At 31.1% G+C, this 15,222-nt stretch carries 21 protein-coding genes and 1 tRNA gene; 13 read left to right on the top strand and 9 right to left on the bottom strand.

Going from position 1 to position 15,222, the window contains the following annotated elements; all coding sequences use genetic code 11:
* Positions 1-15 precede the first annotated feature (15 nt).
* Positions 16-264, top strand: coding sequence for a hypothetical protein (locus tag MEFER_RS02225; protein WP_048056287.1), 249 nt, complete (start codon positions 16-18; stop codon positions 262-264).
* 12 nt (positions 265-276) lie between these two features.
* Positions 277-1,530, top strand: a complete 1,254-nt coding sequence (locus tag MEFER_RS02220) for a thiamine-phosphate synthase family protein (RefSeq protein WP_015791008.1) — start codon at positions 277-279, stop codon at positions 1,528-1,530.
* 98 nt (positions 1,531-1,628) lie between these two features.
* Here the strand turns inward: MEFER_RS02220 and MEFER_RS02215 are convergent.
* Positions 1,629-1,705: transfer RNA gene (locus tag MEFER_RS02215), tRNA-Ala, on the bottom strand.
* 136 nt (positions 1,706-1,841) lie between these two features.
* Between MEFER_RS02215 and argS the strand changes: the two genes are divergently transcribed.
* Genes argS through MEFER_RS02200 form a run of 3 tightly spaced genes read left to right on the top strand, consistent with a single transcriptional unit; the run spans position 1,842 to position 4,658 of the window.
* Positions 1,842-3,542: an arginine--tRNA ligase gene (gene argS / locus MEFER_RS02210; RefSeq protein WP_015791007.1), complete on the top strand. Its 1,701-nt coding sequence runs from the start codon at positions 1,842-1,844 to the stop codon at positions 3,540-3,542.
* Positions 3,543-3,553: 11 nt separating this feature from the next.
* Positions 3,554-4,147, top strand: a complete 594-nt coding sequence (locus MEFER_RS02205; protein WP_015791006.1) for an anthranilate synthase component II — start codon at positions 3,554-3,556, stop codon at positions 4,145-4,147.
* A gap of 25 nt (positions 4,148-4,172) precedes the next feature.
* Positions 4,173-4,658 carry a hypothetical protein gene (locus tag MEFER_RS02200; RefSeq protein WP_015791005.1) on the top strand — a complete coding sequence of 162 codons (486 nt, stop codon included), beginning with the start codon at positions 4,173-4,175 and terminating at the stop codon, positions 4,656-4,658.
* A 95-nt stretch (positions 4,659-4,753) separates the two neighbouring features.
* On the opposite strand, the gene cyaB is transcribed toward MEFER_RS02200, so the two are convergent.
* The 7 genes from cyaB to MEFER_RS02170 all read right to left on the bottom strand — a co-directional run bounded on the left by cyaB (position 4,754) and on the right by MEFER_RS02170 (position 7,649).
* Positions 4,754-5,284, bottom strand: coding sequence for a class IV adenylate cyclase (gene cyaB, locus MEFER_RS02195; protein ID WP_015791003.1), 531 nt, complete (start codon positions 5,282-5,284; stop codon positions 4,754-4,756).
* Positions 5,285-5,290: 6 nt separating this feature from the next.
* Entirely contained in the window at positions 5,291-5,728 is a 438-nt protein-coding gene (locus tag MEFER_RS02190; RefSeq protein WP_015791002.1) for an Rrf2 family transcriptional regulator, read from the bottom strand.
* A gap of 72 nt (positions 5,729-5,800) precedes the next feature.
* Positions 5,801-5,908, bottom strand: a complete 108-nt coding sequence (locus tag MEFER_RS08645; protein WP_083767096.1) for a 50S ribosomal protein L41e — start codon at positions 5,906-5,908, stop codon at positions 5,801-5,803.
* Between the two features lie 72 nt (positions 5,909-5,980).
* Positions 5,981-6,229: an Asp-tRNA(Asn) amidotransferase subunit GatC gene (gene gatC / locus MEFER_RS02185; RefSeq protein WP_015791001.1), complete on the bottom strand. Its 249-nt coding sequence runs from the start codon at positions 6,227-6,229 to the stop codon at positions 5,981-5,983.
* A gap of 16 nt (positions 6,230-6,245) precedes the next feature.
* Complete coding sequence (gene dapA, locus MEFER_RS02180; protein WP_015791000.1) at positions 6,246-7,115, bottom strand: 4-hydroxy-tetrahydrodipicolinate synthase; 870 nt, start codon at positions 7,113-7,115, stop codon at positions 6,246-6,248.
* A gap of 12 nt (positions 7,116-7,127) precedes the next feature.
* Positions 7,128-7,316, bottom strand: coding sequence for a 30S ribosomal protein S17e (locus MEFER_RS02175; RefSeq protein WP_048056286.1), 189 nt, complete (start codon positions 7,314-7,316; stop codon positions 7,128-7,130).
* 24 nt (positions 7,317-7,340) lie between these two features.
* A complete protein-coding gene (locus MEFER_RS02170) occupies positions 7,341-7,649 on the bottom strand; it encodes a chorismate mutase (protein WP_015790998.1) in 309 nt (102 codons plus the stop codon).
* Positions 7,650-7,850: 201 nt separating this feature from the next.
* Here MEFER_RS02170 and MEFER_RS02165 point away from each other — a divergent pair, with 201 nt between their 5' ends.
* The 7 genes from MEFER_RS02165 to MEFER_RS02135 all read left to right on the top strand — a co-directional run bounded on the left by MEFER_RS02165 (position 7,851) and on the right by MEFER_RS02135 (position 13,177).
* Positions 7,851-8,594 carry a DNA polymerase sliding clamp gene (locus MEFER_RS02165; RefSeq protein WP_211204172.1) on the top strand — a complete coding sequence of 248 codons (744 nt, stop codon included), beginning with the start codon at positions 7,851-7,853 and terminating at the stop codon, positions 8,592-8,594.
* A 14-nt stretch (positions 8,595-8,608) separates the two neighbouring features.
* Positions 8,609-9,121, top strand: a complete 513-nt coding sequence (locus tag MEFER_RS02160; protein ID WP_015790996.1) for a hypothetical protein — start codon at positions 8,609-8,611, stop codon at positions 9,119-9,121.
* Complete coding sequence (locus tag MEFER_RS02155) at positions 9,099-9,383, top strand: 50S ribosomal protein L44e (protein ID WP_015790995.1); 285 nt, start codon at positions 9,099-9,101, stop codon at positions 9,381-9,383. The genes MEFER_RS02160 and MEFER_RS02155 overlap by 23 nt, the downstream gene beginning before the upstream one ends.
* Before the next feature lie 61 nt (positions 9,384-9,444).
* Positions 9,445-9,630 (top strand): 30S ribosomal protein S27e, encoded by a 186-nt coding sequence (locus MEFER_RS02150; protein ID WP_015790994.1) that lies wholly within the window; start codon positions 9,445-9,447, stop codon positions 9,628-9,630.
* A gap of 679 nt (positions 9,631-10,309) precedes the next feature.
* Entirely contained in the window at positions 10,310-11,596 is a 1,287-nt protein-coding gene (locus MEFER_RS02145) for an MBL fold metallo-hydrolase (RefSeq protein ID WP_015790992.1), read from the top strand.
* Between the two features lie 11 nt (positions 11,597-11,607).
* Positions 11,608-12,390, top strand: coding sequence for an RlmF-related methyltransferase (locus MEFER_RS02140; protein WP_015790991.1), 783 nt, complete (start codon positions 11,608-11,610; stop codon positions 12,388-12,390).
* Positions 12,391-12,394: 4 nt separating this feature from the next.
* On the top strand, positions 12,395-13,177 hold the full coding sequence (locus MEFER_RS02135; RefSeq protein WP_015790990.1) for an isopentenyl phosphate kinase: 783 nt from the start codon (positions 12,395-12,397) through the stop codon (positions 13,175-13,177).
* Here MEFER_RS02135 and MEFER_RS02130 read toward each other — a convergent pair whose 3' ends face one another.
* Positions 13,178-14,356, bottom strand: a complete 1,179-nt coding sequence (locus MEFER_RS02130; protein WP_048056285.1) for a TIGR00375 family protein — start codon at positions 14,354-14,356, stop codon at positions 13,178-13,180.
* Between the two features lie 143 nt (positions 14,357-14,499).
* On the opposite strand from MEFER_RS02130, the gene MEFER_RS02125 reads away from it, so the two are divergent.
* The gene (locus tag MEFER_RS02125) at positions 14,500-15,210 is read left to right on the top strand and encodes a hypothetical protein (RefSeq protein WP_015790988.1); all 711 of its coding nucleotides are present in this window, start codon (positions 14,500-14,502) and stop codon (positions 15,208-15,210) included.
* The last annotated feature ends 12 nt before the right edge of the window (positions 15,211-15,222 follow it).

Below are 15,222 nucleotides of genomic sequence, written 5' to 3'. Positions count from 1 at the left end.
GAAAGAGGGCTGATTATGGAAAAGATGATAATAAAATCAATGAAAAAAGTATTTTTAGAGGAATTGAATGAACTTGAAAATGAATTGAATGAAATATTAAAAAAATATAACGCCAAAACTATAGATGAGTTTAAAAATAAAATTTCCAACGGTGAGATTAAAGGTAAAGAAGTTGAAGAAGATTTAGAAAAAATTAAAGTTTTAGAGGAAAATATAAACAAAATTATGAAGTGCTTAAGAGAAATAAATGTAAAATCTTTATAATTTGGTGAGTTTATGAGTATTTTAGCTATTGGAGGATACGATCCAACAGGAGGGGCAGGCATCTCTGCAGATGTAAAAACAGCTCACACGCTGGGAGTTTATTGCCCTACGGTAATAACCTCAATAATCCCTCAAAATAACAAAATAGTTTATGAAAAATTTGATTTGCCAGCGGAAAATATAAAAAATCAGTTTAAGGCAGTTTTTGAAGAGTTTGATATAGAATATGTAAAAACTGGAGTTTTAACAAAGCCAACTATTAATGTTTTATTAAAATACATTGATAAGTATGATTTAAAAGTTATATGCGACCCAGTCCTTGCATCTACAACAAAATTTTCTTTTGTTGATGAGGAATTGATGGAAAAATATGTTGAGCTTTTCAATAAAAGCTATTTAATCACTCCAAATAAAGAGGAGTATGAAAAAATAATGGAATTTATAAAAAGTAGAGATTTAAAGATTAAAGATGAGTTATACATTTTAATTACTGGTGTTGATGATATTTTAAAAAGAAGTAGCAAAGTTATAAATGTGTTTGAAGGGTTTAGAGTTGATAAGGAAGTTCATGGAACTGGATGTGTTTATTCAACAGCAATAACTGCATTTTTATCTAAAGGTTATGAATTAGAGGAGGCAATTAAAGAGGCAAAAAGATTTATTATATCTTCAGTTATCTATGCCAAAAAAACAAAGCTTGGCTATAATTCAAATCCTACATACATCAACAAAGAAATAGTAATAAAAAATCTCAGTTATGCCATATATTTGTTAAAAAAGATGAAATTTACTTTAATTCCAGAAGTGGGAAGTAATATAGCCGAATCTCTTCCATGCCCAAAAGATTTTAAGGATGTCGCTGCATTAACTGGAAGGATAATAAAAAATAAGCTTGGAGGTTTTTATATTGTTGGAGATGTAGAATTTGGAGCGTCTGAACATATAGCAAAGATAATTTTGTCTGCAAATAAATTTAATCCAGAGATTAGGGCTTGTATGAATATAAAATACGATGAGGAGTTAATAAAACTGGTAAAGGATAAATTTACCGTTTCTTCATTTGATAGGAAAGAAGAGCCGCCAAACGTCTCAACTATGGAGTGGGGGACAAAAATAGCCTGTGAAAGATTTGGTGGAGTTCCTGATATTATATATGATAAAGGAGGAGTAGGGAAGGAGCCAATGATTAGAGTTTTGGGTAGAGATGCCGTTGAAGTTGTTAAAAAAGTTGAGATTATCCAAAAGACATATAATGATTTAATGTAAATATTCAAATCTTCATAAGAAGAGGCATTATGGGGGACTTTAGCCCTCCTTAATATATCCGTTTTGATCAACCTTTTACTAAAAGGTTGAAAGAGAAATGGTGGACTGGGCGGGATTTGAACCCGCGGCCTCCGCACAGCCAATGCGGCGCTCTCCCAGTCTGAGCTACCAGCCCACAAAATAGCAGTGCTTTTATATATCATTCTAATATATAAACTTTTCTATCATTCATCTAAATTAATAAATTAAAAAGAAAGTATTTAAAGAAAATACCCAATTTTAATTAAAATAAAACGCGTGAGGGAAGTAGTATGGATGTCAAAAACAATATTATTAATGCATTAAAAAAAGTGATTTATGAAGAGATTGGGAAAGGTGTTGAGATAAAATTGGATAAAACACCAAACTTGGAGTTGGGAGATTACTCCGTAAATATTTGTTTTAGATTAGCTAAAGAGTTAAAAAAGAATCCAAAAGTTATTGCTGAAGAAATAGTAGAGAAATTAAAAGCTATGAATATTGAAGGAATTAAAGAGATAAAGGCAGTTAATGGATACATAAACTTCTACATAGATTACAATAAATTTGCTAAAAATTTGGTTGAAGAAATTGACAAAAAAGGAAATAATTACGGTAAAGGAGATAAAAAAGGAGTAAAAATTATTTTAGAGCATACATCAGCAAATCCTAATGGACCTTTACATATAGGTCATTTGAGAAATGCAATTATTGGAGATTGTTTAAAGAGAATATTGGAATTCTATGGTTATGATGTTGAAACTCATTATTATGTTAACGATATGGGTAGACAAATGGCTTTAGTTGTTTATGGGATTGAATTGTTTGGTTTGGATAAAGAAAAAAAGAAAGACCATGCAATTGCTGAAACCTACGTAAAAATTAACAAATATTTGGAGGAGCATCCTGAAGAAGAGGAGAAAATCCTTGAATTAATGAGAGAGTATGAAGATGCATTAGAAAAGAATGAAGATAATGAAGTGGTTAAAAAATTTGAATTTGCAGTCAATTATGCCTTGGATGGGATAAAAGAGACATTGAATAATTTAAACATTAAGCACGATACATTTGTTTGGGAAAGTACTTATGTAAGGAATGGAATGGTTAAAGAAGTTTTAAAAAGATTGATGGAAACTGGAAAGGTTGTTAAGGAAGAAACATACATGCTTGACTTATCTGACTTTGGAATTCAAAAGAAAATGGTTTTAGCGAGGGCAAATGGAACAAGCCTATACTCAACAAGAGATATTGCCTATCATTTGGATAAGTTATCAAAGTGTGATATTGGAATAGATGTTTTAGGGGCTGACCACAAATTAACGGCAGAAATGGTTAAAGCAGCTTTAAAACTGCTTGGAAGTAAGGTGCCAGAGGTTATATTTTATGAATTTATATCCCTCCCAGAAGGTTCAATGAGTACAAGAAGGGGGAGGTTTATAAGTACTGATGAATTATTAGAGGAGGCCATAAAGAGAGCTAAGGAAGAATGCAAAAAGAGGTGGGTTGAAGAGGAAATAGCTAAAGACATTGGATTGGGAGCTGTTAGATACAACATAGCAAGAATTTCTCCAGAAAAGCCAATGATATTTAAGTGGGAAGAGGCATTAGACTTTGAAAAGGTTGGTTGTCCATTCATTCAATATGCTCATGCAAGATGTTGTAGTATATTAAAAGAGGCTGAGAAAAAAGGAGTTAAGGATGAGGCATTATTTGATTATGAATTAACTAACGAGGAGAAGGAGTTAATTAAGATGCTAGATGAATTTAAAGATATGATTAAAGAAAGTGCTGAAAATAGGAAAGTGCATGTATTGGCAAACTACTTATTGGAGCTCGCTAAAGTATTTAACAGATTCTATGCAAACTGCCCAATTTTAATGACAAAAGTTGATGACAATATCAAAAAATCAAGATTAAAGTTGGTTAAAAGCACTAAGGCGGTTATAGAGATAGGCTTGGGATTATTGGGAATTAACTGCCCAGGAAGGATGTAGGTTGGGATATTATGGGAGTTAAAAAAGTTTTGATTATTGATAATATCGATTCGTTTGTTTGGAATTTAGTCCAATATGTAGGAACTTTAGGGTATAAAGTTAAGTTAGTGGATAATAAAATCACATTAGAGGAGATAAAGAGGATAAATCCTGATAGGATAATTATAAGCCCAGGACCAAAAACTCCCAAGGAGGCAGGAAATTGTATAAAAATTATTCAAGAGGTTGATACTCCTATATTAGGAGTTTGTTTAGGGCATCAATGTATTGTTGAGGCGTTTGGTGGAGAAATTGGGAGAGCAGAGAGGGTTGTGCATGGAAAGGCAAGTTTGATAGAGCATGACGGTGAAGGAATTTTTAAAAATATTCCAAATCCATTTTATGGAGGGAGATACCATTCATTAATAGCTTATAAGGTTCCAAAAGAGTTAAAAATAACTGCAAGAAGTTTGGATGACAATTATATAATGGGGGTTAGGCATAAAAAGTTACCAATTGAGGGGGTTCAATTCCATCCAGAGAGTATATTGACAGAATCTGATGAACTGAAATTCCCAGATTTGGGATTAAAGCTTATTAAGAATTTTGTTGAGCATGAATATTAAATAAAAATATTTTTAAGTGAAAAACATGGACGTTTATGAGATATTGTATCAATCCTGCTTAGAATACAAGGTATTGTTAAATGGTGAAGAAACCCCATTATGGAAATTAAAAAAAGAGGATTTAGATAAAGTTGATTTGGATTTACCTTGGACATCTATTAGAGATTTGGCTATCTACTTATATGAACTAAAAAAGAAACAACAAAACTCTAAAGAACTTATTAAATGTGATATAGTGGAGATTTTGGTGGGCATAGCTTTATTAAAACCTGAAGAGGGAAACAGTTATATGGGTCTTGTTACTGAAGACATGTGTCTCAACTATTTAAGTGAGCTTATAACCGCAAGAATTAACTGTATTGCAAAATATTATTATATGATGAAAAAACCGCAGAATACAAACATATTTGATGAGATTATATTAAAATTCCCGCAAAAAAGGGACATTAGGGCATCTAACATAAACGATTTTAGAGAATTGGTAGGAAGAATTAGGAGTTATTTTAAATAATTAAATTCCCATTAAAAACACTGGAATTACTGAGAGCATCATAGCTAAAGCTACAAATATCGCCAATGCCTGCCTTTTTTTCATTTTTGTGTTTTTCATTGCAACCCCCTTAGCTCCAAGTATGATTTTCTAATAATATTCTCTCTACTAATATTTAAACTTTTCAGTATCTCCATTAGCTCATCTAAAACCTTATCTTTTTTATTAATATCCGGTATTGATTTTTCTAATTCTAAAAATAAGCCAAGACCCTCAACCTCATCTATGCTTGCTCCAATATCGTCTTTTTTATAGATTTCCCTAACTTTCCTAATTGGAGGAACTTCTTTAAATCCAAGTTTTATAAATATTTGCCTCATTTTTTCTTTATCTTCTATTCCAACTTCAATTTCCTCCCTTGTTTTTGATATTTTATCTATTTTTGGACCTTTATATGTAACAAAGAACTTTCCGTCTTCATCTCTAATCCTTAAAGCTTCATCAGTTTCTCTAAAATCCCTATCAATTCCATTAAAATAGATATCTTCTTGAAATTTTTTCTTAACAAATTTAAAGCCAAGATTTTTTAACTGCTCTGCAATTTTATCCTTGTCATCAATTTTTACTTTAACTTCAACCTCTATCATAACAACTCACCAAATAATAGAAATTTTTTTCACTACATCATTTAAAGCATTTTTTATTTCATCCTTATCTACATTTTCCACAATCAAATAAATAACAACATCCTCCCCATCTCTTTCAAGGACTGTTGATGTTATATTTCCTCCTATTTTGGATATTCTTGAAGTTATATCAGCTAATAAACCAATTCTATCCTTGGCAACAATCTGTAATTTTAACGCTCCTAAGGTAATTTCTCCCTTCTCCAATAAATATAAACCTTCTCTTGTTAATCTAACCCCTCCATTTCTACCCTTTTTTGTCTCTACCAACCCCAAATCTCTCAATACTCTAATTTTAACATCTAAGTTTTTTGGATGCATATTTAATTTTTTGGCGAGCTCTCTAATTGTTATCGGCTCTTTTAAATGCTCCATAATTTTTTTAGTTATACCCTCAACCTTCATACTCTCACAGTAATTTATTTAAATTTATTGATTAATTTTTCTAAAAAATAAAATAAATAAAAGGCAAAGAATTTATGTTCTAGCTCTCTTTCTTTCTCTTTTCAACCTTCTTAATCTTTTCTTATACCATTTCCATCTCATTCTTCCTTTCTTTTTCCATCTTCTTGAACTCCTCTTTATGGTATCACCCTCTTATGATGTTTTTCATCTAATAATATGAGAACCATTACTTAAACTTTTTGGTTTTAACCTTTATTTCAACCAGCTACCTTTTTCTACAACAACATAACCTTCTTTATTTACCTTAGGGGCAATTTTTAGAAACTTCTCCCTAAATTCTGGATTACTTTCAATCGCTTCATCATCTCTTAATACATTCCTGCTATCTACAATATAGTAGCTCTCTTCCATCTCTAAGTTATACTTCTCTAAAACTTCGCTAAATTTGTTGATAATCTCTTCAGCCTCTTTTCTTATCTTTTCAATGGTTTTTTCATCCATTAAACTCACCGTAGGATTAGATTAAGCCCAGGTCTTTTAAAACCTTTTCTAATATCTTTTTATGTTCTTCACTCATCTCACATAATGGTAATCTTAACTCACCAGCTGGTCTTCCCATCATATTTAAAGCGGTTTTAACAGGTATTGGATTAGTTTCAATAAACAATGCCTTCATCAATGGGAATAATCTGTAGTGGATCTCTCTTGCTTTCTCAAAATCTCCATTTAATGCGTAATTGACCATCTCTACGAACTCTTTTGGAACTACATTTGCCACAACACTAATAACTCCTTTTCCTCCTAAGGCGATTATTGGTAGAGTTAACTCATCATTTCCTGAGAGAACAGTTACTTTTGCGTCATGTATAAGCTCAGAAACTTGGGATAGGTTAGGATTAGCTTCTTTAACTGCTGAAATGTTGCTGTATTCTTCAGCCAAAGCTTTTACTGTTTTTGGCTCCAAATTAACAGAGGTTCTTGAAGGGACGTTATATAAGACAATTGGAATATTTATTGACTCAGCGATTTTTCCAAAATGTCTTTTTAATCCTTCCTGTGTTGGTTTGTTGTAATAGGGAGTTATTGACAAAACGGCATCTGCTCCTACATCCTCGGCAAAAATAGAGAGTTCCACAGCTTCTTTTGTACAGTTTGAACCTGCTCCTGCAATGACTTGAACTCTCCCATTAACAATATCTACAACTTTTTCTATAACCTTTTTATGCTCTTCGTGCGATAATGTAGGACTTTCCCCAGTAGTTCCAACAGCTACTATTCCACTAACGCCGTTTTCAATTAGAAAATTTATATTTTCCTCTAAACCACTATAATCTATCTCTTCATTTTTAAAAGGAGTAACAATGGCGGGATAGACCCCTTTAAACATAGCTTCACCTTTTTATTGTATCTGTCTCATTTTGTGGGTGATATAACCAGCAATTCTATTTCTCAATCTTTTTGTTGAGATTTGAGCTACTTGATCTAAAATTCTTTTGTTTGTTTCAAAATCTGTTGTAAATAAATCTCTATACTTTTTAATTAATTCCATAGCTGTTCTTTTGATTAATGTTTGTCTAATCCTTCCCATCATCTCACCTGCTTAGTTTATTTTTTATTGTTTAAAAATTTTATTTTTATTTTGTGTTTCCTCAAGATATTTCTTTTGAAGAGCTTTATTATGCTCTATTAATATTTGAAATATTTTAATGCCAACATTTTCATCAACGTTATGTTCTTTACAAAGTTTTCTTATCCTATCGTATATATATTTTTCTCTATCTGGGTCATCTATAGGAATGCCTAGTTGATTTTTTATCTCAGCTACATCTTTAGCTAAGCTGTTCCTTTCAGCAATCAACTTTAATATGTTGTTATCTATGTCATCAATTTTTTTCCTAATTTCAGCAAGTTTCTTTTTCATTGTAATCACAGAACGCTTATTATAAAGATACTGAAATATATATAAAGTTTTGTTATTTGTTATTTATATGGGTAGCAACAAAAAGTATTAAAACAAAAAGATTGAACAATACCTAAAAATATAAAAGAGATATAAAAATGTTTTTATACCCACATATGCCAAGACTATTTTTATATTTATTAATGTTAAATTGGTGATACTATGTTTAGAGGAGTTATGGAGAGTGCAAAAGAGTTTAAAAAGGTTATTGATACTGTATCAACACTTTTGGATGAGATTTGTTTTGAAGTTGATGAAGAGGGGGTTAGAGCAAGCGCAATGGATCCAAGCCACGTGGCATTAGTTAGCTTAGAAATTCCAAGATTGGCGTTTGAAGAGTATGAAGCGGATAATCATGAAATTGGAATTGATTTAGAAGCGTTTAAAAAAGTTATGAATAGGGCTAAATCAAAAGATAGGTTAATTTTAGAATTGGATGAGGAGAAAAATAAGTTAAACGTTATATTTGAAAATACTGGAAAGAGGAAGTTTAGCTTAGCATTGTTGGATTTATCTGCCTCATCAGTTAAAGTTCCTGAGATTGAGTATCCTAATGTTATAATGATTAAAGGGGATGCTTTCAAAGAGGCTTTAAAGGATGCTGATTTATTCAGCGATTATGTAATTTTGAAGGTTGATGAGGAAAAGTTTGTTGTTCATGCTAAGGGGGACTTGAATGATTTTAATGCAGAGTTTGAAAAAGATAGTTCTGCAATTATTAGCTTGGATGTCAAAGAAGAGGCTAAAAGTGCTTTCAATTTAGATTATTTAAAGGATATGGTTAAGGGGGTTAGTTCTGGGGATATTATTAAAATATATTTAGGTAATGACATGCCTGTAAAGATTGAATATACCTTAGCTGGAGTTAATTTAACATTCCTCTTAGCTCCAAGAATTGAAGGATAATAATTGTGATAACCATGTATGAATCCCTAAAAAATTATTTTTTTGAGGAAATAAAATCAGATAAACTGTTGAAACTTCCTGATAGTTTTTATGATGATGTTAGGGAATATATAAAAAATATTGAAGATGATGTTGAACTTGAGAGAGCTAAATATTATTTTAAAGAGCTTAGAAAATTGAGGGTATACAAAGCGTTATATTTGGACGATGATAGGGAAAACTTACTTCCAGAAGAGTTAAATATAATATATGCTATTGAAAATGTTGTTGTTGAATTAAAAATTGAAGAAAATATTGAATCTACACAACCTAATGAGATTGAGGCACCAAAACCTATATATACAATAAATGATATTGATGTTGTAAAGGTTGATAAAAACTTTCCACCATTCACAGACGGCACTTTTATATACAACCTAAACAAGAATGATGTCCTCTCATTAAACAAAAAAATATCGGATATTTTAAAAAAACACAGAATTATTTCGGAAATAGGTGAAAGTTATGAAAATGCCGAAAAAAGTTAAGAGATACTGCCCGTACTGTAAAAAACACACTATCCATACAGTAGAGAAGGCAAAAAAAGGAAGACCTAGCGAGTTAACTTGGGGTCAAAGGCAGTTCAGAAGAGTAACAGCTGGTTATGGAGGTTTCCCAAGACCTTTACCAGACAGGTCAAAACCAGTCAAAAAGATTGACTTAAGATTTAAGTGTACTGAGTGCGGAAAAATGCACACAAAGGCAAACGGTTGCTTTAGGTCAGGAAGATTTGAGTTTATTGAGAAATAAATTTTGTATAAAAATTTAAAACTTTTTTAAACATTTTAAAAAATTGTAGAGAGGGGAGATGATGGAGTTAATCCCACAGCCAAGAACAAAATTCTTGAGAGTTCAATGCCCAGAATGCAACAATGAGCAAGTGGTCTTTGGAAGTCCAGCTACTGTTGTTAAGTGTTTAACATGTGGGAAAGTTTTAGTTGAGCCAAGAGGAGGAAAAGGAAAAGTTAAAGCTAAAATTTTAGAGATTTTAGGATAAATTCCTATACATTTTTTTAATTATTTATATTATACTTATCTCGATGAAAATTTTTTATTTTTGAAATAATTAGTTTTTATGACTTATTTTTCAATTTTAAGTTTTTTTAAGAAATTTCGAAGGGTAGATTATTTTAATTATTTCAAATATTTAGATTAATTAAATTATATGGAATTTTTAGAATATTTTAGTTAATTATTTTTAACTAAAAATTTCCATAATAAATTAGTTAAATTTTAAAATTTAATAACTTTAAAATTCTTTTTTACGTCTAAAAAGTAAAATTTATATGGGTAAGAAGGTATATAAATGAATGGGGTTAAGTACCCTTCGACTTATAAGATAACGAAAAGCATAAATATTAAGAATGCTGAAAATATACTTATCTCGAATGATTGCCCTGTTAAAATCAGACCGTCTCGGTATGGAAACAGGGATTGTTCCTTTTTTGATATGTCTTGTTACTGTAGGTTAAAATCAGACCGTCTCGGTATGGAAACTAGATATAAGGCAAAGTATAGGCAATATCCAGAGAGTTAAAATCAGACCGTCTAGGTAAGAAACTCCTCTTATTTTTATCCTAATTTATCAATATAATTAAATATATCAATAACTTTTTTATAAAAACATTTAATAAGAAAAAAATAGAAATTAAAATTAACAAAAAAATGGTGGTAGTATGGAAATTATTTTTAGAGGGGCAGCGTTAGAGGTTGGGAGAAGCTGTATAGAAATAAAAACTGACAAAAGTAAAATATTGCTTGATTGTGGGGTTAAGCTTGGAAAGGAGATTGAATATCCCATATTGGATGAGTCCATAAGAGATGTGGATAAAGTTTTTGTTTCTCATGCTCATCTCGACCATTCAGGAGCTCTTCCAATACTATTCCACAAAAGAATAGATGTTCCAATAATCACAACTGAATTATCAAAAAAATTGATTAAGATTTTATTAAAAGATATGGTGAAAATTGCTGAAACAGAGAGTAAGAAAATACCCTACAACGGCCATGATGTAAAAGAGACTATGAGGCATACAATTCCATTAAGCTATAACGAAAAAAAGTATTACAAAGATTTCTCCTATGAGTTATTTAGTGCTGGACACATCCCTGGAAGTGCCTCCATATTGTTAAATTATCACGACAAAAAAACTATCCTATACACTGGAGATATAAAGCTTAGGGACACAAGATTAACAAAAGGGGCTGATTTGAGCTATACAAAGGATGATATCGATGTTTTGATTATAGAATCAACTTATGGGAATAGCATACACCCGGATAGAAAAGCTGTTGAGCTGAGTTTTATAGAGAAAATAAAAGAAGTTTTATTTAGGGGAGGGGTTACTTTAATCCCAGTATTTGCTGTAGATAGAGCTCAGGAGATATTGTTGATATTGAATGATTACAATATAGATGCTCCAATTTACTTAGATGGAATGGCTGTTGACGTTACAAAGTTAATGCTTAACTACAAACACATGCTAAATGAAGCAATACACTTAGAAAAAGCTTTAAAGAATGTTAAAATAATTGAAAAATCAGAAGATAGGATTAGGGCAGTTGAAAATTTATCAAAAAATGGAGGAATTGTTGTAACAACTGCGGGAATGTTGGATGGAGGGCCTATATTATATTATTTAAAGTTGTTCATGCATGACCCAAAAAATGCCTTATTATTAACTGGATATCAAGTTAGAGAATCAAATGGAAGACATTTAATTGAGACAGGGAAGTTATTTATTGATAAGAATGAAGTTAAGCCAAACTTAGAGATTTGTATGTACAACTTCTCATGCCATGCTGGAATGGATGAGTTACATGAGGTAATTAAAAAAGTAAATCCTGAGCTGTTAATTATACAGCATGGGGAGGAAGTTCAAGCAACAATTTTAAGAAATTGGGCTTTAGAGCATGGATTTGATGCAATAGCTCCAAAATTGGGTGATAAGATAAGAATTTAAAGAGGATGAATATGTTGGGATTGAAGATTGAAGATGCGATAAAATATAACGAAAATCTAAAAAAATATGTGTATAAAAAAGGAGATAAACTTAGAATTAACTTTAAAGACAAAAATGCCTTAATTGAATACAATAAAACAATTTTAAAGGTTTTATTTGGATTGGACGTTGAGTTTCATGAAAATGGATTAATTCCCACGCCAATAAACAGATATCTTTTTATAAACTCTACTTTTGAAACGTTAAAGAAACTAAACATAGAAAAGCCAAAGGTTTTGGAAATAGGGACAGGACATTCAGCTATAATATCTTTATTAATAAAAAAATTTTATGAGGCAGAGGTTTATGCAACTGAAGTTGATAATGATTTTATTGAATTTGCAAAAAGAAATGTAAAGAGAAACAAACTGGATGTAAAAATTATAAATTCTAAGGGAAAAATTATTGAAGGAATTGATGAAATTAAAGATGAAAAATTTGATTTAATAATATCATATCCTCCTTTTTATTCAAAAAACTCTGTTGCAAGTGGAAGGAAGTTTGGAGGGGCTTTAGCTAAGAATGTTGAACTAATCGGCGGAGGAAATTTTGGGGAGGAGTTTTCATTGAGAATAATTGAGGAGGGAATTAATTTTTTAAATGAAAAAGGAGTTATTTCTTTAATGATGCCAAAAAAGCCAGAAAAAAGAAGAGAGTTGATAATTAAAAAAATGGATGATGTTGGACTGAGTGTTGAAGTTGATGAAATCAAAACTGGAAATAGGTTGAGATATATAATTAAGGGATACAGGTGAAATAATGCCAACTATTTTAAAATTGGGAGGAAGTATTTTGTCTAACAAAAATATGCCTTTTTCCGTGAAGTGGGACAATTTAGAGAGAATAGCAATGGAAATAAGAAATGCCTTAGATTATTATAAAAATAAAAATAAGGAGATAAAACTAATATTGGTGCATGGTGGAGGTTCTTTTGGACATCCTGTAGCTAAAAAATATCTAAAAATTGAAAATGGAAATAAAACATTTGTAAATATGGAGAAAGGATTTTGGGACATACAAAAGGCTATGAGGAGATTTAACAACATAGTTATAGACACCTTACAGAGCTATGGAATCCCAGCTGTTTCCATACAGCCATCTTCATTTGTAGTTTTTGGAGATAAGCTAATTTTTGACACCTCTGCTATAAAAGAGATGCTTAAAAGAAATTTAGTTCCAGTAGTTCATGGAGATATAGTTGTTGATGATAAAAACAACTTTAAAATAATCTCTGGTGATGATATCGTTCCTTATTTAGCTAATAATTTAAAAGCTGATTTAATTCTTTATGCTACAGATGTCGATGGCGTTTTAATCAACAACAATGTGATAAAACGAATTGATGAAAAAAATATTGATGAAGTATTAAGTTATTTAAGCGGCTCAAACACCATAGACGTTACAGGAGGAATGAGGTATAAAATAGAGATGATTAGGAGAAATAAATGTAGAGGATTTGTATTTAATGGAAATAAAGTTAATAATATTTATAAGGCATTATTAGGAGAGGTTGAAGGAACAGAAATTGATTTTTCAAAATAACTACTTTAGCCACCTATCTAATGTTACTTCTTCCCTATACCACTCAATCTTTTGCGGTTTAAAAGAGATTTTTCCATACTCTCCCCCACCGCCAGGATAGATGTAAATTTTACCTTTTCTAAACAAATTAATAGTTTCTGCAACTTTTGGATGAATTTTAGCTAAATCTTGAATATCAGCATTTATTAAGACCTCAATCTCATTCCCATATTTTTTAATAAACTCTTCCCATAAGCTTTGAACAGCCTTTGTAAATATCCCCTTTCCTATTGTTAAGGAAATCATCTCAGCCAATGGAATTAACTTATAATATGGAGGCCTAAATGGTGGATGTTCTATTTTTCCATCACTTAGCTCTTCAACTCTACTTAAAACTCCCTTCTTTATACTTCCTCCACACTTTGGACATTTCCATTTGAATTTTTTAGCATCTTCCAACTTAAATCTCGTATGACATCTTGAACAGGCAGTTAAATGATATTTCCCTAATTTTGGGTCTAATCCATAGTTGGCTATAATTTTATTATGCTTTATTGCTTTTTTTATCTGTTCAAAGTTATCCTCCACTCCCCCAATATAATCAACTTCCATTTGGTTGAATTCTCTTCCCAACCTATGAGGATGATATGAATGTGCATCGGAGTTTGATAAAAATGGAAACTCTCTCAGCTCTGGAATCATGTCTGCCATGTCAGTATCTGCCGATAAACCGAGCTCTATAAAATCAGGTTTTTTCTGATAGCATTGATATATTGAATCAAAAGATTTGTAAAGCGATGTCCACGGTGTAAAGGCATGTGCAGGTCCTATTAAGCCATCAACATCTTTAACTATTTCTAAAAGCTCAGCTCCGCCAATAGAAATCTTTGGTCTTCCTTCTATATCAATATTTTTAGAATATTTTTTTAAAACTTCTCTCAACTCTTCAACCTTACTTATAGATGGGAGTAAAATGAGGTGATGGACTCTATCTTTATCCTCAATCTCTGTAGTTAAAATCAACTCTCTATCCTTATATTGCTTTATCTCTTCTAAATAATCCGGATGTGTGCAATCTCCAGTTCCAATAATATGCAACCCTTTCAATTTCCCATATTTTAAGATGTTTTCAATATTCATGTCTTTTGACGTTCCTCCAGAAAATCTTGAATGAATATGCAAATCCACATTTGCTATCACATATACCACCATAAACTTTTTACTCTATCTCCTTAGTGTCATGCATTAAAAATTTTAACCGAAAAGTATATATTAAATATAAAAAGATTTACATAATAATATAATTACATAAATTATTGTTATCAATTTTACAGGTGATGCTTATGGTAAAATATGGAATAAAGATTGAAGATGATAAAGTAGAGATTGTGAGATATTCAACCGTCTATACTGACGAAGGTGTTGAAGAATTGGAAGAAACTTATTTACAAATTAGGGCTGACGATTACGAAAGTATATTGGGAAGATATGAACCGTATCCAAAAAAAGATGTGAGATTTGTAGGAAATTTGGATGATTTAAAGGTTGTAAAAGGTCAGGAAATGAGAACCGCTGTTCCAATTCCTTTATCTTTGTGTAGGGCTAAATATTTAAAGAGAATTGATGAAGACGATGAGAGAATTACCTATTTGGATATAAATGGCGTTCCTATACAAAGAGGGATTATAGTAGGGATTGTTGTAGGAGTTCAGCATAGAAGAACTTCAACAGGTAAGGATTACACAATATTTAGAGTATTTGATGGATATGGATGGGGAAAATTAAGATTATTTGGAATTAAAGCAAATCCTGAAGTATTTACTGGAATGTTTATAAGAGGATTTGTAAGATTTGGGGCTGTTGAATTTAGAACTGAAGAAGGTGAGCTTAGAAAGGCTATATCATTAACATTAAATGACATGCCTGTAATTGTCCAACCTAAGGAATACATAATCCATAAAAAGTTTATAGATGAAGTTGTTTTGCCAAGGGTTGCTCCAGAGTTAATTGAAGAGGAAAAAGAGGACGAAGAAGAGGAAGAAACAATAAGTTAAATTTTTTAGGTG

Origin of the sequence: Methanocaldococcus fervens AG86 (assembly GCF_000023985.1) — an archaeon.
Lineage (GTDB): Archaea > AGJL01 > Methanococci > Methanococcales > Methanocaldococcaceae > Methanocaldococcus > Methanocaldococcus fervens.
Note: the sequence above shows the minus strand (reverse complement) of the source record. Positions and strands in the feature narration are given on the sequence as shown.

What these genes read in the sequence shown, in the direction of transcription:
- MEFER_RS02225 (WP_048056287.1), top strand. Translation starts at nt 16, where the DNA reads ATGGAAAAGATGATAATAAAATCAATGAAAAAAGTATTTTTAGAGGAA.
- MEFER_RS02220 (WP_015791008.1), top strand. Translation starts at nt 277, where the DNA reads ATGAGTATTTTAGCTATTGGAGGATACGATCCAACAGGAGGGGCAGGC.
- argS (WP_015791007.1), top strand. Translation starts at nt 1,842, where the DNA reads ATGGATGTCAAAAACAATATTATTAATGCATTAAAAAAAGTGATTTAT.
- MEFER_RS02205 (WP_015791006.1), top strand. Translation starts at nt 3,554, where the DNA reads ATGGGAGTTAAAAAAGTTTTGATTATTGATAATATCGATTCGTTTGTT.
- MEFER_RS02200 (WP_015791005.1), top strand. Translation starts at nt 4,173, where the DNA reads ATGGACGTTTATGAGATATTGTATCAATCCTGCTTAGAATACAAGGTA.
- cyaB (WP_015791003.1), bottom strand. Translation starts at nt 5,284, where the DNA reads ATGATAGAGGTTGAAGTTAAAGTAAAAATTGATGACAAGGATAAAATT.
- MEFER_RS02190 (WP_015791002.1), bottom strand. Translation starts at nt 5,728, where the DNA reads ATGAAGGTTGAGGGTATAACTAAAAAAATTATGGAGCATTTAAAAGAG.
- gatC (WP_015791001.1), bottom strand. Translation starts at nt 6,229, where the DNA reads ATGGATGAAAAAACCATTGAAAAGATAAGAAAAGAGGCTGAAGAGATT.
- dapA (WP_015791000.1), bottom strand. Translation starts at nt 7,115, where the DNA reads ATGTTTAAAGGGGTCTATCCCGCCATTGTTACTCCTTTTAAAAATGAA.
- MEFER_RS02175 (WP_048056286.1), bottom strand. Translation starts at nt 7,316, where the DNA reads ATGGGAAGGATTAGACAAACATTAATCAAAAGAACAGCTATGGAATTA.
- MEFER_RS02170 (WP_015790998.1), bottom strand. Translation starts at nt 7,649, where the DNA reads ATGAAAAAGAAACTTGCTGAAATTAGGAAAAAAATTGATGACATAGAT.
- MEFER_RS02165 (WP_211204172.1), top strand. Translation starts at nt 7,851, where the DNA reads ATGTTTAGAGGAGTTATGGAGAGTGCAAAAGAGTTTAAAAAGGTTATT.
- MEFER_RS02160 (WP_015790996.1), top strand. Translation starts at nt 8,609, where the DNA reads ATGTATGAATCCCTAAAAAATTATTTTTTTGAGGAAATAAAATCAGAT.
- MEFER_RS02155 (WP_015790995.1), top strand. Translation starts at nt 9,099, where the DNA reads ATGAAAATGCCGAAAAAAGTTAAGAGATACTGCCCGTACTGTAAAAAA.
- MEFER_RS02150 (WP_015790994.1), top strand. Translation starts at nt 9,445, where the DNA reads ATGGAGTTAATCCCACAGCCAAGAACAAAATTCTTGAGAGTTCAATGC.
- MEFER_RS02145 (WP_015790992.1), top strand. Translation starts at nt 10,310, where the DNA reads ATGGAAATTATTTTTAGAGGGGCAGCGTTAGAGGTTGGGAGAAGCTGT.
- MEFER_RS02140 (WP_015790991.1), top strand. Translation starts at nt 11,608, where the DNA reads ATGTTGGGATTGAAGATTGAAGATGCGATAAAATATAACGAAAATCTA.
- MEFER_RS02135 (WP_015790990.1), top strand. Translation starts at nt 12,395, where the DNA reads ATGCCAACTATTTTAAAATTGGGAGGAAGTATTTTGTCTAACAAAAAT.
- MEFER_RS02125 (WP_015790988.1), top strand. Translation starts at nt 14,500, where the DNA reads ATGGTAAAATATGGAATAAAGATTGAAGATGATAAAGTAGAGATTGTG.